The sequence below is a fragment of the Gracilimonas tropica DSM 19535 genome (assembly GCF_000375425.1).
Classification (GTDB): Bacteria; Bacteroidota; Rhodothermia; order Balneolales; family Balneolaceae; genus Gracilimonas; species Gracilimonas tropica.
Genome location: NZ_AQXG01000004.1, coordinates 257,266 through 280,641 on the forward strand (window position 1 = coordinate 257,266; position 23,376 = coordinate 280,641).

Here is a 23,376-nt window from a genome sequence, read left to right on the forward strand (position 1 = left end):
TTAATTAAATACCGGCTCGCTGTTTTTATCCGACTGCTCTTCTGAATAAATCCACTGATCCATATTTCCATCTGTAGTTCTAATGAGTAATGTCAAAGAATTTGGAACAAGATTAATATCATAATCTTGCTCTAGAGATGATTCTTTCACCTTCCAGGATATTTCCTTTTCCTGATTTGATTTATTCAGGAACCAGACAATTACGGCATTCTCATCCGTATTCTCTGTTGCATAAACAGATACATCCGTTTCAGTACCTGATACTGTTAGTACCCGGTCTCCAACATGGTTTGCCAATAACTTTAAAACTTGATAGGTTGGGCGTGGTTCTTTGGTTTCTCCATCAATAAAACCGAGCGTCCAACCCTCACTAATGCTCCAAAATGAAAGATTCCAAACCTCTTCCTCTAAAGCCACACCAACTACATCAGCTACCCAAAGTCCCGCCCAGAATGTTTGCGGGGATGCTGAGAAATTACTATTCATCGGGTCTCCATCGTAACTTACATGAGTTTCCGTAACTGCAATCGGCACCTCGGAGTGTGAGACCTGACTCAGATAATCTTTGATCATTCGAATATCGGATCTGAATTTTTCGGCGTCCTTCATCACATTTTCCTTGGTTGCAGCATCCGGATCAAATGGATAACGATGTATGGAAACCACATCCAGCTTCTGGGCGCTTTGAGAAAGAAATGGGCTCAACCAATTGTTGTTTTCATAATATTTCCAAGCTAAATCCGGACCTAAGATCACATAATCAGGATCTATTTTTTTTATGGAATCACTAACGGCGTTGAAAAAAATGCTTAGTTCCTGTGGGGTGTACGAGGTTTTTACTCCCTGGTCGGTATAAATATCCGGTTCATTCCCTATCGAAAAATATTTAACTCCCAGGTTATGATCCCTTACATAATTAACCATTTCCATGGCGGTTTCAGTTGTAGCCGGTTCGCCGGACATGTCATAAAGACCAGGCAACTGCAACACAGGCTCTGCACCAACTGCACGTGCATAGGCAATCGCTTCTTTCACTTTATCATAATCAAATGGGTGTGGGTAACTACGATCTGCTTCAGTGCCTCCTATTCTGAGCATATTTAGCTGAATATCTGCCACGAGCTCTTCCGTTCCCTGAACCTGAGCACCCCATTCATCTACCCAAGACCAATAATTTTGACCAAAGAAAAATGGACTTACAGGTTTACTATTCTCTCTTTCTATAGTGAAGTCTACAGTTGAAACCGGAGGATCGGTCGCAAGAGGATCATTTAGTGGATCATCTGAGGAATTATTGGTTGGAGAGGAGCTGTCACAGGAAGCAATTAATCCGGCAGCTATCAAAAACAGTAGTTTAAGCTTCATTAAGGCTAATGTTTAATACTATGAACAGACTAATAAGATTTTAGTCAATTAGCCCGAAAGTTCATATAGCACTCAATGTATTTTTATTTGATAGCATGATATAAATTTAGCCGGATTAAACTTCGGCTTATCACTCAACCTTTATTCAGGCTTTCATCATCTACGTTTTTCAGCAAATTATACGCTGTCAGATCATATTGAATAGGTGTTACCGAAGCTTTTCCATCATTCAATACATGAATGTCAGAATCCTTGCCTTCATCCAGTAACTCAAACTTTCCGGTAAGCCAGTAGTACGCTCTGTTAAAAGGATCGGTGCGGCTTTCATATTCTTCCACATAACGGCTATCGGCCTGCCGGGTCCATTTAATACCGGTAAACTCTCCGGCCGGAGCATTCACGTTTAGTGTGATTCCTCTTGGCAATCCATTTTTAAGCACAAAGCTGATCACACGCCGGGCTGCTTCTTTACAGCCGTTGAGGTTGGCATCTTCATTGAAATCCGTACAACTGACTGCGATGGATGGATAGCCTAAAATAGTGCCTTCCGTAGCTGCACTCACGGTTCCGGAGTACATAATATTAATTCCCGCATTACTTCCGTGATTTATGCCACTCACCACGAGATCCGGCTTGCGATCTAAAAGCTGGCCATGTGCAAGTTTCACACAATCGGCCGGAGTTCCATTTACTGCTTCCCCGTCAAACTTGTCGGCAACGGTAAATTTACTGGAACGCAATGGAACCTGAATAGTGATGGAATGTCCTACTGCACTTTGCTCTTTATCGGGCGCTACGATGTACACATCACCGAATTCTGAAGCCACTTCAGCAAGGGCTTTAATACCCGGTGAAAAAATTCCGTCATCGTTACTTACTAATATAAAAGGTCGTTTTGGGTCACTCATCCGCCGTACTGCTCGTCTTTATTTGGAAAATCTCTGCTTTTAACATCTTTGATATAATTTTGAACGGCATTGGTCATCTCCGTATTCAAATCGGCATATCTTCGTAAAAATCGTGGGTTGAATTCTTTATTCAAGCCCAACATATCGTGAATAACCAATACCTGTCCGTCACATTCGGGACCTGCACCAATCCCGATGGTTGGAATGGAAATCTCTTTGGTTACTTTGGCAGCCAGATCGGCGGGAATTTTCTCTAACACTAACGAAAAACATCCGGCTTCTTCCAGTAATTTGGCATCCCGGATAAGATCCTCTGCTTCCTGATCTTCCGTTGCCCGCACTTTATAAGTGCCAAATTTATAGATGCTTTGAGGAGTAAGGCCAAGATGTCCCATTACCGGAATACCGGCATCCACAATTCGTTTTACTGTTTCTACAATAGATTTTCCACCTTCTAATTTTACAGCGTGAGCGCCGGCTTCTTTCATCATACGCCCCGCACTAATCAGCGCTTCTTTCGTGGTCACCTGATAGCTCATAAAAGGCAAATCAGCAATCACCAAGGCACGATCCACTCCCCGAACAACACAGGAAGTGTGATAGATCATGTGATCCAGCGTCATAGGAATAGTGGTTTCATGGCCCGCCATTACGTTACTGGCTGAATCACCTACCAAAATTACCTCGATGCCGGCCTGATCGATGATCTGAGCCATTGTAAAATCATAAGCCGTAAGCATTGAGATCTTTTCGCCTTTGGATTTCATATCCACCACTGTTTGGGTGGTGATCTTTACCGGCTTTTCTGATGATTTTTGGGTACTCATGCTTTCTCCTTGTCAACCAAAGCTGCAGAAGCTTCCAGTTCACAAGCTACTTTTCCGTCAACGGTTGCCTTACCGCTCATAGTCACAAAATTCCGCTTCATGCTGCCCAATTCCACTTCAAGCACTAACTGATCTCCAGGCACAACTTGCTTTCTGAATTTGCACTTATTGATCCCGGTGAACACCATGATCTTATCATCAGAGTCACTGGCGTGTTGGGTCATCAACATAATGGCGCCGGCCTGAGCAAGAGCTTCTACCTGCAACACGCCCGGCATAATCGGCTGTCCCGGGAAATGCCCGTTAAAGAATTCTTCGTTGGCCGTTACGTTTTTGTAGGCTTTAATTCGATCTTTTTCTAGTTCCACTACGCGATCAACCAATAAGAATGGATAGCGGTGAGGAATTACTTTTTTAATTTCTTCTATAGTCATAAGTCATTTTTTTAATAAAAATCAGTATCCCTTAAACAACAGATTATTGCTTTAGTATAACAGGGGGTTCAATTCATGCTGAATATACAATTATTGAACTACTCCAACATACACATAAGCAATTCCGCCGGTTAACTTTACGGCCCGCCGATCTCGATAAGAATTTGATTCATCCATTAAAGCGAGAAATTTATCTCCCGCAGGAAACTTGGCGCTCGTTCGGGGAAGGTACGTGTATGCTTCGCGGTTACCGCTTAAGAAACCCCCAATAGCCGGCATAATATGCTGACTGTATAATTCATAAGGAAACTTCATCAACCCCTTTGGTTGTCCGAATTCTAGCACTACAACCCGCCCACCCGGTTTTACTACACGGGCCATTTCTTTCAGAGCGGTTACCGGTTCATCTACATTCCGGATTCCAAATGCAATACTGGCGATGTCGAATTTATTTTCTTCGTAAGGAAGATTCATGGCATCGGCTACTTCGAAGTCAATTTCGAGTCCCGCTTTTTTGGCTTTTCCGGGGGCCGGTTCTATCATTGGAGCGCAAAAATCGGTCCCCATTACATAGCCGGATTCCCCCACTGCTTTTTTGAATTCGATGGCAAGGTCGCCGGTTCCGGTTGCACAGTCCAAAACATGGTCGCCTTCATGGGCTCCGCTTTCAAGTACAGCCTTTTTTCTCCATGCGTGGTGTACACCAAACGACAATACACTATTGATCCGATCATAATCATCGGCAATGTCAGCGAACATGGATCTTACTTTTTCACTCATTTTCTTGGATTGATTTTGCTTTTGGCCTCACAACACGAAGCCAACGGAAATGGTTCTTTTGAAGCATTAAAGATAAGGAAATATTGGCAGCACAAAGACTCGTTTTTTCAGGAAAAGCTATACCAATTCCAGTAAATGATCGGTCATATTCAATTCCACTGCTTTGAAAAATCCCTCGTGCCAGCTAAGATGATTGATGGCTCCATTTTGATGCTCGATCTTGTGCATATTCCGGAGTCCATAGCCCAGCCATTCAGAAAGCAAGATGCGTGTTAAACGTCCATGGATCACAAAAACGATGCTTTCTTCAGTTGAAGTCTCCAGCAATTCTCTCACTTTATTGTTAGCCCTGGTAAAGGTCTGCCGGGGCGATTCTCCATTCTTAGGTGCAAAATCCAAATTGCCACTTTCCCACTGCTTTTGAAGCTCCATGACCTCATCTTTTATATTGGTGAACGACCGCCCCTCCAGAACCCCAAAATTAATCTCATCCAGTTCGGAATATTTTTCGATCGATAGCTTTCGTTTTTCTGCTAAGGGTTGAGCCGTTTCATGAGTACGCCGCAAACCACTGGCTACAATTTTTTGAATATCAAAAGGTTCAAGTGCTTCAGAAATGGCACGGGCCTGCATTCTTCCCAATTCATTGATGGAGGCATCCAAACTTCTCCCTTGTATAATTCCCGCTTTATTGTTGTCCGTCTCTCCGTGACGTACGATGAATATTTGCTTCATGGATATATAAAAACCTACTTTCTCTTTTTCTTCTCTTTGTGATAATTGGCCAAGCGGATCAGCTCTTTTTCCATTTCTTCTACCTTTCCGGTCAGGATGCCATATTTCATTCCATAACGAATAAGCAGCATATTCAGGATTCGGTCTTCTTTTGGCACATTAGGCTTTCCGAAAAATTTAGCCCTTATATATTGAATAGCCATATTCAGCAAACCGACTTTATACAGAAAAAATAAAACAAGCCCATACCACAAAGCTGAAAATTCGATGCTGATCCCAAAGCCCGAAATCATTTCCTGCATGGTAATCCCGATTAAGCACAAAGCGGAAATAGTGTAAACAACCCCATCTTTGGTAAATATCTTTGCAATAGGTGTGGCTGTAACATTCACAAAAACACCGGTATTAAAATACCAGAAAAAGTAAAAGATGAGGGAAATAACAGTAGCTAAAAGAGGGCCAAAAGATGCATAAACAAGAATAAAATACAGCATCAGCGAAAGCCCGTCAGAACTTTTTACCCAAGCATCGGCTTCCTCGATGATATACTCCAACGAACGCTTTTTCAGCAATCCGGGAACATATTTTTCAATTCCTTCGCGCGTGGTATGATACCAATTACCATTACTCGTAGTGATGCCATCGGGGAGCTCCAGCATCTGCCATTCAAATCGTCCTCTTTTAAAATTTTCCATACCTAAATATAGGCGATAAATAGCTTTTAATCAGGCTTTGCACGTTAAATGCTGTTTGGATTCTGTGAAAAGAACTCACGCCTGAGCCACTGTAGCTATCAGAAGATCCAGACTCCCGGCTTTTTTAAGAACACGGCTAAGTTCGAATGTAGTTGCTCCTGTAGTAAATACATCATCAATAATAACACATACGGTTTCTTTGACAACCTCAGGGTCACTTACCGTGAATGCCCCTTGAATGTTTTTCCTCCGTTTTTCGAGGGAAAATCCGGTCTGTGTTTTGGTATTCCTGTTTCTGACGACTGCATCTTTCGGCAAGATCTTTAGGTTGGTCACTTCAGCCACTCCTTTTGCGATATAAAATGCCTGGTTGTAGCCGCGCATTCTTCTTTTTCGAGGATGAAGAGGAACCGGCACCAAACGAACTTTCTTACGTTCAATAGATTTTATGAATGCGGGATTTTGCAACAAACTTTTCCCCAGCTGCCTCCCAATGTCTTCGCCAACTCCGGTTAAACGATGGTACTTAAGCTGATGGAGCAGTTCTTGCAAATACCCGCCTTTATCAAAATTCCACAGTGCGTGCTGTATCGAAATACTTTCCGGCAGAATCACATCACCGGAATTTGATTTTCCCGGTCTGTAAGCTTCCTCAAACTTATGATTTAGACATTGCATGCACACAAAATGCTCATTATCCGACAAATGCAACCCACATACGCTGCAAACCCTCGGAAACAGAACCTCTAAAATTCCCTCTTTTATATATTTGAACGCCATATTTCCCCCGATTTAATAAAGCTAAAAGTTTGCTTTTCCTGTCACATTTATTTACTTAGCTTCTTATAATTTTGCAAGCAGATTTAAAAATGTACCTATGTCTCTGGGAAAAGACCTCGCCTCCATCCGAAAAAGCAAGAACCTCACCCTTGAGGATGTCCAAAATGCTATAAAAATACCGGTTGATACGCTCAACAGTATTGAGGATGACAGTATATTTTCAGAACCGAACCGCAACAAAACCTATATACGCAGTTTTGTTCGCAGCTATGCCAAGCTTCTTAAGATTGATGATAAGGATATTGTGCGCGCCCTGGACGAAATGGAAGCAGGGACTTATTCAGGAAACTTGTTTCCCGAGTCTCAGGAATCAGAAGAAAAGCAATCCGACATAACCGCTCCTGTTGAGGAAGTATCTCCCAAAAAGCCCGATCCTGACGATCAACCATCAAAAAGCATACAGAAACCGGCTCCTAAACCGGAGACGCCCCAAAAAACCGAAAATGATACACCTGAAATCAACTCTGTAAACTGGGCAGATATGGGCCGCCGCTTCACTACGGCCGGGAAAAGCTCCAAAGTGTGGCTTATCATTGTGCTTTTTGTAATAATTGGAGCCATTGGTGGAGGAAGTTACTTTTTCTGGGATGATATCGGAGCCCTGTTTAGATCATCAGAACCTGAAATGACGCAAGAATCCTTGGATAATGATCAAGGCATTCCAATTCCTCCCACAACGGCCGATTCTTCCGATACAGAAATACCTGCATTGGAAAATGAACCGGAAGAGCAAGCAGAATCAGAACCGGAAACACAGTCACAACAACAACCTATTACGTTAGGCGATACTTTGACCGTGGCCGTTTATGCAGCTTACGGTCAGCTTGAACCGGTTCGGGTGACAAGTGATCTCAATTGGCGAACCAATCCTTTTTGGATGGAAGAGGGAGAATCTTACTATTTTGATTTCAGTGATACCTTATTGGTTCGTGGCCAGTACAGCCGCTTCCTGTTACTCTTCAACGGACATGTGATCGAAAATCCAAGGCAAAATAATTTTAGTCCTTCCTTTAACTCCATCATGTTAACCCGGGAGGTTCTGGATCAGCCCCAATATTTGGCTCCTCCTCCCGCACAATTTCCTCTTGAAGTGGGACCTCCGGACAGTACTGTCTACCGAATCAGATTTTAGAATTATTATTCCATGAACAAGCGAGAAGCAGAAGAGCGGGTAGCTGAACTCCGTGGCCTTCTTGACAAAGCCAATCAAGCCTATTACCAGGAAGCTCAGCCTTTTATGAGCGATAAAGAGTTCGATGAAAAGCTCAAAGAGCTCGAAAAGCTGGAAGAGGAATTTGACTTACACGATCCCGAATCCCCAACTAAACGCGTAGGGGGTGAAGTTTCTTCCGTATTTGAAACGGTACAGCATCCGGTTCCACTTCTCAGCCTTGATAACACCTACAATGAGGAAGAACTCAACGATTTTGATGGCCGGGTAAAAAAGATCCTTGAGCACGAGAATTACGATTATATGGTGGAGCTCAAGTTTGATGGAGCTGCCATCCGTCTTCGTTATGAAAACGGAGCACTGGTGTTGGGCGCAACCCGTGGAGATGGAGAAAAAGGAGATGATATTACCACCAACGTGAAAACCATCCGTGATATTCCGCTTCAACTGAAGGGCGAATCACCTGCGGTTGTGGAAGTCCGCGGTGAGGCTTACATGGAGCGCGAAGCCTTCGCCCGGATGAATGAACGCCGTGAGGAAGAAGGACTCAATGTCTTTGCCAATCCAAGAAATTCGACAGCCGGTTCCCTGAAAATGCAGGATCCTAAAGCAGTAGCTCAACGCCCCATCCGTTTTTTTGCTTTCGACCTGCTGCTGGATGACGAAGAAAATGCCCTCACCCAATTTGAGAAAGCTGAGAAACTTCAGGAATTGGGGCTTCCTGTATCAGAGTATCACAAAGTGTGCAGCAACATTAACGAAGTGCATACAGTGATCAATGAATGGGGGGAACTGCGGCACGAGCTTCCCTATGAGACCGACGGTGTGGTCATCAAAGTAAATCAAAGTGATTTGCGGGAGCAGCTTGGGACGACCTCAAAATTCCCCCGCTGGGCCATCGCTTTTAAGTTTGAAGCCGAGCAGGCTACCACCACCATCAACGATATTACGCTGCAAGTTGGGCGATTGGGAACCATTACCCCGGTAGCAGAGCTGGAAGCGGTAGAATTAGCCGGCACTACGGTAAAGCGGGCATCACTCCACAATGAAGATGAAATTCAACGCAAGGATATTCGCATTGGCGATACCGTGGTGGTTGAAAAAGCCGGAGAAATTATTCCTCAAGTCATCAGCGTGGTCAATCCCGATCGAGCCGATCGGAATGAGCCGTACAAATTCCCGGAAAACTGTCCGGCCTGTAATTCTGAGCTTATTAAATATGACGATGAAGTGGCCTGGCGGTGCGTGAATCCTACTTGTCCGCCGCAAGTACGCATTAGAATTGAGCATTTTGCTTCCCGTGATGCCATGGATATTGAAGGATTAGGCGAATCGGTAGTTGATCAGTTGGTTTCCGCTGAATTGATTTCCACCTATGCAGATCTTTACGACCTCAAAAAAGAGCAGATCATAGAGCTTGAACGTATGGCTGACAAAAGTGCTCAAAATTTGATCGATGCCATTGAGAAAAGCAAAGCACAACCTTTTGAACGGGTTATTTACGCATTGGGAATTCGCTTTGTAGGAAAAACCGTTGCCAAAGACCTGGCCAAAGCTTTCAAAACCATGGACACATTGCAATCTGTTTCTGAAGAAGAATTGGAGGCTGTAGATTCCATCGGTCCGAGAATTGCAGAATCTGTAGTCAAGTTTTTCAAGAATGAAAAGAATCAGGCTATTGTAAAAAGACTGGGCGAACATGGACTTCAGTTTGAGAAGGAAGAGGAAGAACAAGCCTCCAATATTTTTAATGGAAAGAAATTTGTGCTCACCGGTTCACTTCCAACTTACACCCGTAAAGAAGCGACCGATCTTATTGAAAAACACGGAGGAAAAACGGCTTCATCTGTCAGCAGTAATACAGATTATGTGCTTGCCGGAGAATCGGCCGGCAGCAAGCTGGATAAGGCCAAAGAGCTGGGCGTTGAAATCCTCGACGAAGCAACATTCCGTGAAATGATTGGGGAGTAGTGATGGTAATATAATGATTGGGTGATATGGTGGTTATGGCACACTTAATTGAACAGTCTCCTCTATAGCCCAAACCTAAATTTGTTTGCTCAATTGTTTCTGCTATCAAGGTTTTTAACAGCCAAAACACTATATCATCCCACCCCATCCTCTTGCTTCGCTACCTTCTCCGTTACAATAGAATCTGAAATTATTTTGTAACAAATGGTTGGTTTGTGTATCTATTACGTAGAACTAACCTCAAAAAAAAAAAATAGTTAAGGGGTATATGAAATTTTCGATTTTTCTATTAATAGCTTTAAGTTTGATATTTGGGCTTAACTCTTGCTCTCTGTTCGACAACAACCAAATGCCTGATTGTTTGAAAACCAAAAAAGGAGAAGATTCTCCGGGTATAGTAACATGTAGTAACCCATTATTCTTTAGCCGCCCTGACTGGCATCCCGCGGGAGAGTGGATAGCCGCCGAACACGCAGATAGTGTGGATACTAATAAAGATGGAAAAAAAGATACCTGGTTTGTTGGCATATGGCTGGTACATGCCCAAAGCGGCCAAACCCAGCCACTGCTGCCCTTTGGCGATGCCCCGGATTGGAACCCGGACGGCACGCATTTAGCGGTACACGCCGGGGGAGGAATCTATACTGTAGAGATAGCTTCTCTGCATCCTGCTCGCTATGACACATCCAGCATCAACTTAATCACCGATTTTGAAGCCCCGGCTTTTTATCCAACCTGGAGCGGCGATGGCGAGTGGATTGCTTTTGATACGAACTATGAGGATCCGAATGGTACCTATGGTATAGTAAAAAAGAAACTTAATGAAAACACGATAATTGATATTACTAAATATCGCAGTCAAGGGGCCTGGAGACAAGGTGATTGGTCCAAGAAAAATGATATAATTGCATTCAGAAAGTACGATGTAGAAGTTGACTGGAATATTTTCATAGCAAATAGTGAAGGTAACAGTTTAAAAAGATTAACAACTAAAGGTGAAAACTACCATCCAAAATTTTCACCCGATAGCCGGAGAATAATCTATGAACACTGGGATGGGATTAATAAGTCGATAAGAATTATGAATTCGGATGGAGATGGCAAGAAAGTACTTGCAAAAAACTGGGCCTCCGACATGGCCTGGAGCCCGGATGGAAAGAAAATCGTGTATGTGTTTTCCAACCAATATTATGACCGGCCGGGCAATGGACAGCTTTGGATAATGAATGCCGACGGAAGCAATAAGAAACAGCTAACGAATTTCAAGCCAACTATGCCTTAAGAAATTAAAAGCCCCGCCGGGGTCGTCCAACAGTTTGATCCGACACGATCAATAAACCACGGGAAGACAGAGTCCGGCAGGGCTGTTGTTTTCCTGTTTTTAACTCTTAATCAAAAACAGGAACGTTTTGAAACCAAATATACTCATTTCAACACTTCTTTTAAGTCTGCTTTTCGTACAGATTAGCTATGCTCAAAAATCCTTTTCCACAAATCCGGAACGGGAAATTATTGTTCAATTTAATGATAATGTTTTGACCCACCAACAGCAGGCAGCTTCGGGCGCCTTGGCTGACTATGCCATATCATCGGGCGTACTCCGGCGCAGCCTGGATTCGGCCAGTGTAGAAGCTATTGGAAAACTTATTCCAAGCTTTAAAAAGGAAGACCGCATCGTTCAAACAAGGCAGGGAAAACAGATTACACTCTCTGATTGGTCCAATACGTTTCTCATGAGAATACCTGAAAATGGTTCGAGGGAACAACTTATTAAACGGCTCGAAAAATTACCAGGTGTAGCTTATGCGGAAGTAAATGATCCTTCAGAAGACCACGCATTAAAAAACTTCACCCAATATTATCAGGGAAACACACCGTTTATACACATGCTGGTTATGCCAAATGATCAGTATTTTAACAAACAATGGGCGCTAAAAAATACCGGCTCATCCGCACAAGGCAGCGGAACACCGGATGCAGATATTGATGCCGATCAGGCATGGGATATTAACACAGGCAGCAGTTCTGTAAAGGTAGCTGTGCTTGATTACGGCATTGATACAGATCATGAAGACCTAAGTGGAAAAGTAACCGGAGATACGGGAGAGAGCGGCCATGGCACCGCTATTGCCGGAATTATTGCTGCTAAAGGCAATAATAGCAATGGAATAGCTGGTGTGGCATATGGCGCTAACCTTATAAATGAAAGCTTCAGCTCAGCAACCCCTTCCAATGTTGCAAGTGCACTTATAAGTGCAAATAACAGGGGCGCCAGGGTAATGAATTATAGTTTTGGAGGAAGTTACAGCCCAACGAGAAGGAGAGCCATCAGAGATACTTATATGCTTAATCATACTTTTATTACATCCTCTGGAAATGATGGGAATTCAAGTAAAAAATATCCTGCAGCAATCAAAGATGGTATGATTACAGTAGGTGCTACAACCAATACGGATGCCAAAGCCTCTTATTCGAATACAGGAAATTGGATTGATGTGGTAGTGCCCGGAGGTAGTGAAAGTCCGGGTACCGGTGATGCAATATTTACTACCATCTATGGATCATCTTCCGTTAACGGTGGCGGTTATGGAGATCAATACGAAGAGTTGTTTAGCTATGAAACTATTGCAGGCACTTCTTTTGCTGCCCCACACGTATCAGGGATTGCCGCTTTATTACTATCAGAAAACCAAAACCTATACAATGATGACATCGAAAACTTAATTGAAATTTCAGCAGAAGATGTAAATGGTGGTGGTTTTGATAATGGTATGGGCCACGGCCGTGTAAACGCCTATGAAGCTTTAAAATTGCTACAGACTCCATATGTAATGAATTATAATGAGACGACTGGAGGGTCTGTATACTCTACCAGCTCTGAACACAATATGTGGATTTATGATGTAAGCGGACTCGCTACTACCTATTACCGGGTTAAAAGAAAAGAAGTAAGAAAAAATATCAGTTTTTCCTATCTGGACGAACCGAATGTATGGTGCAGAGGTGTGGAATCAACAGGCTGGAACAAAGAAGAGGATAATACAGGCTCTGCCCGAAATTACGGTCAAGGTTTTTGTGAACCGGTTCTTGGTACCGTCACAAATACCAGTGCTACCCTTAGGACCTATATTTATGATGTATGGGAAACAAATTATTTAGGTCAAAAAGGAAATTTTCGTGGCACCTACCCCACTTCAGCATCCAATGTAGAATTCGCATATACCGTACATGGGATTCCTGGGACACCTCCTCTATCTGTAACTATTAACGGCCCTACAATTATTCAAGACACCCAAGGCGGGCAATGGACGGCTAATGTTTCTGGAGGAGTGCCTCCCTATAGTTATCAGTGGTCCCGTTCCTTTAATGGAGGTGCTACCTGGAATCCCGCAGGAAGCTCGCAAAGTTACAGCGGTACATACATCGATGACTTTATGTTGCGGGTACAGGTAACCGACGACAACTCCAATACGGCCCAAAGCCTCAGGAATATCATTGTGTCCTCTGGAGATGGATGTATTGGGTGTAAAATTGCAAGTTTGCCGCAGGAGTTCTCTTTAAGTAATAATTACCCAAATCCTTTTAACCCATCCACAAAAATTAGTTATGCTTTGCCCGAAGCCTCGGAAGTCTCCTTGAAGATCTATAATGTCATGGGACAGCAGGTACGTACCCTGCTGAACAGCTCTGTGAATGCTGGTTTCCATGAGTTAACATTTGATGCAGAACAGTTACCCAGTGGCTTTTACATAGCACGTATGGAAGCCATAGGGCAATCCGGTGAAGTATTTACAAAAGAACTGAAAATGCAGTTGGTAAAGTAAACCTTATCTGAGAGTACTTTCTCAACCTATGAAAGACTCATATTCAGATGAATATGAGTCTTTTGTATTAAATCAACTTTCGATTCCCTGCTTCACTCCTCCCTAAATTTCCCTATCTTCGGAAAAACCACTCTAAGCCCACACGGTAACACGGCATGGATATCAAACCCCTGGACACAGAACAAATTGGATTGAAGACGCTGGAGAAGCACCTCATGCGTTCTAAGAGTGAGGTATCGCTGAAGATCGGGCTGCCCAAGGAGATATCCAATGATGAACGACGTGTTTCCCTGACTCCCGGTGGAGTTTCTATCCTGAAGGCCAACGGCCACGAAATCTTTATCGAAAAAGGAGCCGGTGAAGCCGCTAATTTCAGCGATCGGGAATATGCCGATTCAGGAGCTGAAATTGCTTACAGTGCCGGAGATATATTTAAAAAATCAGACCTCATCCTGAAGATCGCACCGCTTGCAGAAGAAGAATTCAAGTTTCTGGAAGACGATCAATCGCTGATATCTGCACTCCACATAGGCAGTCAAACCAAGAAATACCTGGAAACACTGACCAAAAAATCCATTACCGGAATTGGGTATGAATTTATTCGGGGTGAAGACAAGGAATTTCCCATCGTACGCATGATGCATGAGATCACCGGGTCAATGTCGGTGCAGATCGCGGCTCATTACCTGGAAAGCATGAGTGGCGGACAGGGTATTATGTTGGGTGGAATTTCGGGGGTTCCTCCTGCAACGGTTGTTATTTTGGGAGCCGGCATTACCGGCGAATATGCCGCTCGCACTGCCCTTGGTTATGGTGCACAAGTTTTTGTAATGGATACCGATCTGACCGCTCTTCGCAGACTTGAAAATGCCTTAGACCGACGCATTATTACCGCGGTTGCTAATCATCAATATTTGAATTCGGCACTTAAGTTTGCTGATATCATCATTGGCGCAGCCATGGCGGAAGGCGAACGTTCCCCCTGCTGGGTAACGGAAGAAATGATCATGAATATGAAGTCGGGCAGTGTGGTGGTAGATACGGTGATCGATCAGGGCGGATGTGTAGCTACGAGCAAACCTACCACCCATTCCAACCCGGTTTATACCGAACATGATGTCATTCACTATTGCGTGCCTAACATTCCTGCTAATGTACCAAGAACGGCTACTTATGCACTAAATAACGTATTGGTTCCCTATATTCTGGCCATTGGGGATGCCGGTGGCGTAAAGGAATGCCTTTGGGAGAATGTAGCCCTCAGAAACGGAACCTATTCCTACAAAAAACACATCACCAAGAAGTCGCTGGCTAAAATGTTTGACATGAATTTCCGTGAAATTGAAATGCTCATCGCCTCTCAAATTTAGAATTTTTGATTTATAATGGATGATTTCGAAATTCATTCAAAAATCATCATTCATCTACCTTATCCTATGAATGAATTATCAGAATCCAATTACAAACGCATTTCCATCATCAACTGGCTGCTAACGGTGCCTATGATGGTGCTTTTTGCCTGGCCCTATTTTTATGGAGCAGGTTTGATCGGCCTGGATATCGTTATAAGGTACATCGGGGCCTTCATTTTTGCCATTCCTTTTATGCTCACCATTTTACACGGTCATGTAACGATGGCGCTGGGTTCGGTTCACCGGCATCACTATTACGATTGGATGAATAACGAAAAACCTCTTACCTACGGATTATTTTTTCATCCCAGCTTCGTAAAAACCCGCTTCCGACTGATATTGTTGATGGTAAGTTTGTTGATCTTGCCGGTCGGCTATTTGCTTGGACTTTAAAACAAAAAATCCTGTCAGATTTTTAAAACCTGACAGGATTGTAGCTTATTTCACTTATTGAATTGGCCTAAGCAGGCCAACATATTTGCCAAACACTGTACAAGCGAGACGCTTGCTTTAGTGCCTTTTGAGCATCATTTGACCTTATATCGCCTTCCCATTCTTGATATCATCCACCACGCTTGGATCAAGTAGTGTAGAAGTATCACCAAGATTATCGAGATCATCGGCCGCAATCTTTCTCAAAATTCGGCGCATAATCTTACCGGAACGTGTTTTCGGAAGTCCTTTCACCACCTGAATTTTATCCGGTTTGGCAATAGGACTAATGATCTTCGTCACCAGGTCAAGCAGTTCTTTCTTGAATTCTTCCGGATTCTTGATATCCTCTTCACAGATCATAAAAGCATACACACCCTGCCCTTTTATATCGTGCGGATAACCAACCACCGCCGTTTCCACCACTTTTGGATGCTCATCAAGTGCATTTTCGATCTCGGCCGTTCCCAAGCGGTGGCCAGACACATTCAGCACATCATCAACACGGCCTGTGATTCGATAATAGCCGTCTTCATCGCGTTTACAGCCATCACCTGTGAAGTAATAGCCTTTATATGCACTAAGATACGTCTGTTTGTAACGCTCGTGATCACCGTAAACCGTTCGGGCAATTCCCGGCCATGGGTGCTTGATACACAGATTTCCTTCTACGGCATTCCCTTCAATTTCATTGCCATTCTCATCCATCAGCGTCGGGAAAACTCCCGGAAGTGGAAGCGTTGCAAACCCAGGTTTGGTTGGGGTGATTCCGGCCAGCGGCGAGATCATAATTCCACCGGTTTCCGTTTGCCACCATGTATCCACAATTGGGCATTTTCCACCACCGATTTGATCATGATACCAATGCCAGGCTTCTTCATTGATCGGCTCGCCCACTGTACCCAGTACTTTCAAAGAACTCAGGTCATACTTTTTCACATAATCCAGATCATAGGACATCAATGCGCGTATTGCAGTTGGCGCTGTATAGAAATGCGTGACTTTATATTTCTCAACCACTTCCCATAAGCGGCCGGCATCAGGATATGTAGGCGTTCCTTCAAAAATAATTCCTGTTGCTCCATTGAAAAGTGGACCGTAAATGATATAACTATGTCCGGTGATCCAGCCTGCATCAGCGGTACACCAATAGATGTCATCGGCACCTACCTGGAATACCTGTCGGAATGAATAACTCGTATACACCATATATCCACCACACGTGTGAACCACTCCTTTGGGCTTTCCGGTAGAGCCGGAGGTATAAAGTATAAATAGTGGATCTTCGGCATCCATTTCCACAGCTTCGTGTTCTTTGGAAGCATTTCGGATGAGCATATGCCACCATTCGTCCCGCCCTTTTTTCCAATCAATATCTCGGTTAGTACGCTGACAAACGATCACACTTTCTACGGATGGAGAGTCTTCCAGCGCTTCATCAGAAATATCTTTAAGGGGAACGTGCTTATCACCACGACGAAGTCCATCATTCGTGATCAGCATCTTGGCCTGACAATCATTGATTCGCTCCGAAAGCGACTGTGCAGAAAATCCTGCAAATACAATGGAATGAACCGCCCCAATTCGGGCACAAGCCAAAGCAGAAATAACCAACTCAGGTGTCATCGCCATATAAATGACTACGCGATCACCTTTCTTGATTCCTTTATCCTCCAGCACATTAGCAAATCGACATACATCTTCATGCAACTGTTTGTAGGTAAGCGTTCGACGGAATGAATCGGGGTGATTCGGTTCAAAAATAAAAGCTGTCTTATTCCCGATGGTATTCAAATGCCTATCGAGCGCATTTTCAGTTACATTCAGCTTACCGCCTTCAAACCATTTGATATTTGCATCTTCAAAACTGCCCGATTGAGTCTTATCCCATCGCTTTCTCCAATAAAAAGTTCCAGCCTCGTGTTCCCAAAATTTAAGCCGATCCCTTTCACTTTCTTTAAAGGTCTGCTGATAATCCTCAAATGATTTGATATTTAGCCACATAGTAAATTTTTATTGATTAATAATTTTGCTTGATGTTGGGATTTTTTAGGCGGAGAATCAAGTGCAAACGCTTTTTTGATGGATTTTATCATTTTTGGGAATTGAGTGTACGCAAGAACTGTGATTCGTGGCTCAGCCACTCAGTTTTAGTATGATTCTTTACTTCCCTTAGGCTCTCGACTGGGGTTACTATGTTAGTCGTGGCAACCTCCACTGGTTAACGAATCGTATTTCTATTGAGCAATTAAAAAATCATTAGAAGCTATAAAAGCATCAATAGTGTTTCGTACAAGAAAAAAGTGGCAATAGCCACGACCAACATCATAGCATCGGGTGATAACCCGATGTCTGAAATCAGAAAAAATGTTAAGTGCCGTAGGTACGCCCCATATTAAACAGGTTCATTAAAGACATAAGCCTCATCAAAATTGACATCAAATTTTTTCAACAGCATCAGATATTCTTCTCGAAAAGTATACTTCTTATGATGCTCTTTCTGATTTTTGACATACTGATACACCTGATTCTTTTGCGAATGTCCGTAAGAAAAGCAGCCAAATCCCTTTTGCCATTCAAAACGATGCGATGCCAGTTTATTCTCAGTTATCCATTTTGACGAATTGGACTTCACCTTTTGCATGATATCAGAAATATTCACCGATGGTTTCAAATGGAAGAAACAGTGAATATGGTCTGATGTACCATTCACAAGAATGGCTTTTCCTCCTGCTTGATTTATCAAATTTCCAATTATGGAGTGGAGCTTAGGTTCCCAATCTGACTGAATTAAAGCTGCTCTGAATTTTACCCCGAATATGGCTTGTATATAAAGTTGGTGATATGTGTTAGCCATCCTTTTTACCCCTTTTTTGTGGATCGTGGCGTTGCCACTTGGATTTTATTCATGCGTTTTCCATCGGGTTCGCACCCGATGTTACGATGCGAAACGTGGCTACTGCCACTCACTTCGTATTGCACTCATGAATCTATAAATATGAATGAATCATCTTCAAAGTCAAAATCTCTCTGTTAGTTCAATAAATTCGCCCACCTTTAAAAAGTTGCCAATGTCCATGCAAAAGAGTCTTGATACATCGCGGTATCACAATCAAAAAGCAGCGGCGATAGCCATGCCTCACAGTCCAAATATTCAATCAAAAATTGAACTATTTTTCCGGCAACAGTTTTACTATTGCTGAATATTTTCTCATCAAATTAGAACGCATTGTCCACGAAAGGTCGGAAAGTTATACGTGAATGGTTCGATTCCAGAGGCTGGGAAATTTTTCCCTTTCAACAGGAGGTTTGGGATGCTTTTCTAAAGGACAAAAATGGTTTATTGAACGCTCCAACCGGCAGCGGAAAAACCTTTGCTCTTTGGATGCCGAACCTAATCAAGTGGATCGATGAGCATCCGAAAGATTACCAGGAAAAAACGAATAACGGACTGAAGGTTCTGTGGATCACTCCACTGCGCGCATTGGCTAAAGACATTCAAAAAGCCCTGCAAAATTCCGTGAACGAGTTGGGCATCCAATGGGAAATTGGCCGCCGAACCGGGGATGTTTCTCAATCCGTTAAACAAAAACAAAACCGCAGAATGCCGGAGGTTCTCATTACGACTCCGGAAAGTGTGCACATTTTGCTGGCACAAAAAAAGTACGAACGACACTTCAAAAACCTGGATGCAGTTATTGTGGATGAATGGCATGAACTCCTCGGTTCAAAACGTGGTATTCAAACTGAACTGGGCTTATCCCGACTTCGCGGACTCCGTCCCAACCTCTCTATCTGGGGAATATCCGCAACCATTGGAAATTTGGATGAAGCTTTGGATGTGCTTCTCGGCCCTGATCAGGAAGACCAACCGGTCATCATCAAAGCCAATATCCAGAAAAATATTCAGGCCGAATCCATCCTTCCTGATGAAATGGAAAACTTTCCGTGGCACGGTCACTTAGGACTGAAATTGCTTCCCAAAATTTTGCCCATTATTGATGAAAGCCGTTCTACACTGATTTTCACTAACACGCGGGCACAATCTGAAATTTGGTTTCAAAACTTGCTGGAAACTCGACCCGATCTTGCCGGAGCTATAGCGATTCATCATGGATCTCTCGACCGAAAAGTCCGGGATTGGGTGGAATCATCACTGCATGAAGGCATATTGAAAGCCGTTGTTTGCACTTCAAGTTTGGATTTAGGAGTTGATTTCAGTCCGGTGGAAACGGTGATTCAAATCGGAAGTCCCAAAGGCGTTGCGCGATTTATGCAGCGTGCCGGGCGCAGCGGACATCAACCCGGCTCAACCAGTAAAATATATTTTGTACCGACTCACGCACTGGAATTAGTGGAAGCTGCGGCTCTAAAGTCAGCTATCAATTCCGAAGAGATGGAAAGTCGCGAACCAATTCTCAAGCCTTATGATGTTTTGGTCCAGTATTTGGTCACATTGGCCGTTTCTGATGGATTTCATCCCGATGAGATCTTCCCGGAGATCAAGAAGACCTTCGCTTATCAAACGCTCTCGGAAAAGGAATGGAATTCGATTTTGCAATTCATCACTCAAGGAGGAAAATCGCTGAGCCGATATAATGAATATTCGAAAGTGGACATTGAAGGAGATGGACTCTACAAAGTGAACAGCCGGAAGATCGCCCGGCGGCACCGAATGAGTATAGGCACTATTGCCAGCGATGCCATGCTTCGGGTTAAATATATGAGCGGGAAGTCGCTTGGGGCAGTTGAGGAGTGGTTCATTGCGCAGCTGAATACCGGTGACACTTTTTGGTTTGCGGGGCGAAACCTGGAGTTGGTGAAGATCAAAGATATGACGGTGTATGTAAAAAGAGCCAAGGGAAAATCATCTAAAGTTCCGGCTTATATGGGCGGACGCATGTCTCTTTCTTCCAACATGACGCACATTCTCCGCAAGAAAATGCACCAGGCCGTTGCCGGTGATTTTGATGATATCGAGCTCAAAACGCTGGAGCCGCTATTTGAGATTCAGCGTGATTGGTCAATATTACCGGATGAAGATCAGTTTCTTATTGAGAAATCTTTTTCACGTGAAGGTTGCCACGTGTTTTTCTTTCCGTTTGAAGGCCGTTATGTGCATGAGGGTATGTCGGCATTGATCGCTCACCGGCTGTCCAAAATGATGCCCATCACCTTTTCCATTGCCATGAATGATTATGGGTTTGAGTTACTTTCGGATCAGGATATTCCCATCGAGAAAGCGCTGGTAGAGGATCTGTTTTCACCAGATCATTTGGTGGAAGATATTATGGCGAGTATCAACAGCGCCGAATTAGCGAAGCGGCGGTTCCGAGAAATCTGTCAGATCGCCGGATTGGTTTTCCAGGGATTTCCCGGGCAAGTCAAGTCGAATAAGCATCTTCAAATGTCGAGCAGTTTATTCTTTGATGTGTTTATGGAATACGAACCGGATCATTTGCTTATCCAACAAGCCTTCGATGAGGTAATGAGCATTCAATTGGATGAAATACGTCTGCGAAAAGCTTTGAAAAAGATCTCTGAGCAAGAGGTTGTCTTCAATCTTACCGAACGCTTCACACCGTATGCCTTCCCGATAATGGTTGATCGATTGCGAGAAAAGCTAAGTTCGGAAAAACTCATTGATCGCATTCAGAAAATGCAAAGTCAATTAGAAAAACACGTTAAATGATGAAGGAGCGGCTACAAATCATTATAAAAGATCAATCCCTTATACTGTTTCCTCAAAAAGCTCTGTTTTGGGAAGAACAAAAAATCTTAGTGGTTTCGGATGTTCATTTTGGGAAAGCAGGTCATTTTAGAAAACATGGAATTGCCGTTCCTGATACCGTGAATGCTAACAATATTCAGAGACTTGATCATCTCATCAAGCATCTTTCACCCCAAAAAATCTTATTCTTAGGTGATCTTTTCCACAGTGAAATGAATGCCGAAGTTGAACAATTCAAGGAATGGAGAAAATCACACGCTAATATTGAGATGATACTGACCATCGGAAACCATGATATACTAACCCGTTTTCAATACGAAAAAATGGGTTTACAATGTGTGAACCAATATGAAATGAAACCGTTTGTATTTATGCATGATGAATATGATTCAACCAGTTCTGAATATTATCCCATAGCGGGACATATACATCCAGCTGTAAAGCTTTCCACAAAAGGTCGGCAACGAATGTATATCCCCTGTTTCTATTTTGGGAAAACTCACTGCATGTTACCTGCTTTTGGGAGTTTCACCGGAAATTATCGCATTCAGCCCGCACAGAATGATTTGGTATATGGTGTGGTTGAGGAAAGAGTGATCGATATTTCCCCATTAATTTAGTCCCGACTAAAAATGCGTTACAACCAATTTCTGCTTTCTGCAGGTTTACTTTTTATCCTCATTTTCCTGCTCTCTACTGAATTGTTACATGCTCAAAATGGTACTTTTGACCCCCAATTTTACGCACAAAAATCACAAAATCTCCAAAAAAAGGGAATGATTTTGCTCGGAAGTTGGGCCACCTTAAATATTTTATCTGGTTCAGCCGGGTACTTCTTGAGCGAGAATGACTCAAAATATTTCCATCAAATGAATGCGGGCTGGAACCTTGTAAACCTTGGAATTTCAGGTTTTGCCCTTTACAGTATTAGTCAAATGGATATCTCCACTCTAAGTTATTCTAAATCTGTTACAGAGCTTAAAAATCTTGATAAAATTTTGCTTTTTAATGCCGGGCTCGATATTGGCTATATGGCAACGGGAGCATGGCTTTGGGATCGGGGCATCAGGAAGGATTCTCAAAGGCTAAAAGGATATGGAAAATCATTGATTCTGCAGGGAGGATTCCTATTCGCTTTCGATTTGGTGCTGTACCTAATTCACTCTCCCCTTACCAACAACCTGATTCAACTATCCGATCAGTTTGAGCTTACCGCTTCAGGTTTTAGAATTAACTTCTGATCATTGGTTGGATTTCCGCTTATAACAATGATGCAGTCGGCTTAAAATACGGTGCTTCTTCGTTCTAACATTGGCGCTGGAAAGATCAAATTCTCCTACAGCGTCTTCTGTGGTAGCTTCGGGTTTATTCATGAAATACTCGATAAACTCGCGTGATTTCTTTCTCAGTTCAGATAAGCATTCTTCCAGTATTCGCTGTCGCTCCTTATCCAATAGTTGTGACAATTGCTCTTCAGGTTCATACACTTCATTGAACGCCCCTTCATCATAGTCAAACTTGTGTTGTCGTTTCACATATCGAATATACTCATGCCGGGCCGCTTTGATCAAATAACTGAAAATATATTGGCTATTTCTGATGTTATCCTTTCGGACCTGCTCAAAGACATCCAAAAAGGCCTGTTGTACACATTCTCGTGCAGCATTTGCTTCAGCTCGCATAACAACACGTAAATAGTCTTCCAGCCTTGGAATAACTTCTTCTAAAAGCTCACCGGCTTTTATATCATCCCCTTTGTGGAGTGCATCTACCAATTCCGAATAATCTACTCTTAGTTGTGCCAAACTAACCAACCACTAATTAAAAATTATCATCAAAATAAAGTCCTTCCTGAAATACAAAAGAATAAATTTTGCAACTGCCTTATTGAATTCAGCAATATGACAACAGCCTCAATAATAAGCGATTTTTTTCGAATTATTAATCTCTTTTAATCTTTTAGTGGCAGCTATAAATATTAAAATTTAGATTAGATGTGTAACAAATACCTTTTAAATCACTCTTATAGTCGAGCTTTGTTATGCTCAAAAAATAAAATTTGCTGGTAAAAAAAGTTTGTAACAAAAAGAGTTACACACACTCTTGTACTTAACCTAAAATATAACTTAAAAACTCTATCTATCATGAAATCACTAAAATCTGTCTTCGCCCTTTTTGCCATCGTTACCCTTTCCTTTGGATGTGCTTCCGTTACCGACGCTTCTCTTTCCGAAGAACTTAACGACCAGCC

20 protein-coding genes are annotated in these 23,376 nt (G+C 42.9%); 9 read left to right on the forward strand and 11 right to left on the reverse strand.

What is annotated here, in order from left to right:
• The 8 genes from B151_RS0109405 to B151_RS0109440 all read right to left on the reverse strand — a co-directional run bounded on the left by B151_RS0109405 (position 1) and on the right by B151_RS0109440 (position 6,422).
• The gene (locus B151_RS0109405; RefSeq protein WP_020403373.1) at positions 1 to 1,365 is read right to left on the reverse strand and encodes a cellulase family glycosylhydrolase; all 1,365 of its coding nucleotides are present in this window, start codon (positions 1,363 to 1,365) and stop codon (positions 1 to 3) included.
• Positions 1,366 to 1,499: 134 nt separating this feature from the next.
• Positions 1,500 to 2,273 (reverse strand): 5'/3'-nucleotidase SurE, encoded by a 774-nt coding sequence (gene surE, locus B151_RS0109410; RefSeq protein WP_020403374.1) that lies wholly within the window; start codon positions 2,271 to 2,273, stop codon positions 1,500 to 1,502.
• A complete protein-coding gene (panB, locus tag B151_RS0109415) occupies positions 2,270 to 3,100 on the reverse strand; it encodes a 3-methyl-2-oxobutanoate hydroxymethyltransferase (RefSeq protein WP_020403375.1) in 831 nt (276 codons plus the stop codon). Before panB ends, surE begins: the two co-directional genes overlap by 4 nt.
• A complete protein-coding gene (gene fabZ / locus B151_RS0109420; RefSeq protein ID WP_020403376.1) occupies positions 3,097 to 3,534 on the reverse strand; it encodes a 3-hydroxyacyl-ACP dehydratase FabZ in 438 nt (145 codons plus the stop codon). Before fabZ ends, panB begins: the two co-directional genes overlap by 4 nt.
• Positions 3,535 to 3,624: 90 nt before the next feature.
• The gene (ubiE, locus tag B151_RS0109425; RefSeq protein WP_020403377.1) at positions 3,625 to 4,314 is read right to left on the reverse strand and encodes a bifunctional demethylmenaquinone methyltransferase/2-methoxy-6-polyprenyl-1,4-benzoquinol methylase UbiE; all 690 of its coding nucleotides are present in this window, start codon (positions 4,312 to 4,314) and stop codon (positions 3,625 to 3,627) included.
• 117 nt (positions 4,315 to 4,431) lie between these two features.
• A complete protein-coding gene (locus B151_RS0109430; protein ID WP_020403378.1) occupies positions 4,432 to 5,049 on the reverse strand; it encodes a histidine phosphatase family protein in 618 nt (205 codons plus the stop codon).
• Between the two features lie 14 nt (positions 5,050 to 5,063).
• A complete protein-coding gene (locus B151_RS0109435) occupies positions 5,064 to 5,744 on the reverse strand; it encodes a hypothetical protein (RefSeq protein WP_020403379.1) in 681 nt (226 codons plus the stop codon).
• Positions 5,745 to 5,819: 75 nt separating this feature from the next.
• Positions 5,820 to 6,422 carry a ComF family protein gene (locus B151_RS0109440; RefSeq protein WP_020403380.1) on the reverse strand — a complete coding sequence of 201 codons (603 nt, stop codon included), beginning with the start codon at positions 6,420 to 6,422 and terminating at the stop codon, positions 5,820 to 5,822.
• Positions 6,423 to 6,621: 199 nt separating this feature from the next.
• Here B151_RS0109440 and B151_RS0109445 point away from each other — a divergent pair, with 199 nt between their 5' ends.
• The 6 genes from B151_RS0109445 (at position 6,622) to B151_RS0109470 (ending at position 15,355) form a co-directional block, all read left to right on the forward strand.
• Entirely contained in the window at positions 6,622 to 7,716 is a 1,095-nt protein-coding gene (locus B151_RS0109445; RefSeq protein WP_020403381.1) for a helix-turn-helix domain-containing protein, read from the forward strand.
• Positions 7,717 to 7,728: 12 nt separating this feature from the next.
• On the forward strand, positions 7,729 to 9,726 hold the full coding sequence (gene ligA, locus B151_RS0109450) for an NAD-dependent DNA ligase LigA (protein ID WP_020403382.1): 1,998 nt from the start codon (positions 7,729 to 7,731) through the stop codon (positions 9,724 to 9,726).
• 361 nt (positions 9,727 to 10,087) lie between these two features.
• Positions 10,088 to 11,008, forward strand: a complete 921-nt coding sequence (locus B151_RS0109455; RefSeq protein ID WP_169332204.1) for a PD40 domain-containing protein — start codon at positions 10,088 to 10,090, stop codon at positions 11,006 to 11,008.
• 127 nt (positions 11,009 to 11,135) lie between these two features.
• Positions 11,136 to 13,550 (forward strand): S8 family serine peptidase, encoded by a 2,415-nt coding sequence (locus B151_RS0109460; RefSeq protein ID WP_020403384.1) that lies wholly within the window; start codon positions 11,136 to 11,138, stop codon positions 13,548 to 13,550.
• Between the two features lie 155 nt (positions 13,551 to 13,705).
• Positions 13,706 to 14,920, forward strand: coding sequence for an alanine dehydrogenase (locus tag B151_RS0109465; RefSeq protein ID WP_020403385.1), 1,215 nt, complete (start codon positions 13,706 to 13,708; stop codon positions 14,918 to 14,920).
• Positions 14,921 to 14,986: 66 nt separating this feature from the next.
• Entirely contained in the window at positions 14,987 to 15,355 is a 369-nt protein-coding gene (locus B151_RS0109470) for a hypothetical protein (RefSeq protein WP_157470858.1), read from the forward strand.
• Between the two features lie 144 nt (positions 15,356 to 15,499).
• On the opposite strand, the gene acs is transcribed toward B151_RS0109470, so the two are convergent.
• Positions 15,500 to 17,398, reverse strand: a complete 1,899-nt coding sequence (gene acs, locus B151_RS0109475; RefSeq protein WP_020403387.1) for an acetate--CoA ligase — start codon at positions 17,396 to 17,398, stop codon at positions 15,500 to 15,502.
• Positions 17,399 to 17,789: 391 nt separating this feature from the next.
• Complete coding sequence (gene tnpA, locus B151_RS0109480; protein WP_020403388.1) at positions 17,790 to 18,251, reverse strand: IS200/IS605 family transposase; 462 nt, start codon at positions 18,249 to 18,251, stop codon at positions 17,790 to 17,792.
• A 372-nt stretch (positions 18,252 to 18,623) separates the two neighbouring features.
• Here tnpA and B151_RS0109485 point away from each other — a divergent pair, with 372 nt between their 5' ends.
• Genes B151_RS0109485 through B151_RS18380 form a run of 3 tightly spaced genes read left to right on the forward strand, consistent with a single transcriptional unit; the run spans position 18,624 to position 22,366 of the window.
• Positions 18,624 to 21,086, forward strand: a complete 2,463-nt coding sequence (locus tag B151_RS0109485; RefSeq protein ID WP_020403389.1) for a ligase-associated DNA damage response DEXH box helicase — start codon at positions 18,624 to 18,626, stop codon at positions 21,084 to 21,086.
• The gene (gene pdeM / locus B151_RS0109490; protein WP_020403390.1) at positions 21,083 to 21,745 is read left to right on the forward strand and encodes a ligase-associated DNA damage response endonuclease PdeM; all 663 of its coding nucleotides are present in this window, start codon (positions 21,083 to 21,085) and stop codon (positions 21,743 to 21,745) included. Before B151_RS0109485 ends, pdeM begins: the two co-directional genes overlap by 4 nt.
• Positions 21,746 to 21,757: 12 nt before the next feature.
• Positions 21,758 to 22,366 carry a DUF6992 family protein gene (locus B151_RS18380; RefSeq protein ID WP_020403391.1) on the forward strand — a complete coding sequence of 203 codons (609 nt, stop codon included), beginning with the start codon at positions 21,758 to 21,760 and terminating at the stop codon, positions 22,364 to 22,366.
• On the opposite strand, the gene B151_RS0109500 is transcribed toward B151_RS18380, so the two are convergent.
• Complete coding sequence (locus B151_RS0109500; protein ID WP_020403392.1) at positions 22,367 to 22,930, reverse strand: RNA polymerase sigma factor; 564 nt, start codon at positions 22,928 to 22,930, stop codon at positions 22,367 to 22,369.
• Between the last annotated feature and the right edge of the window lie 446 nt (positions 22,931 to 23,376).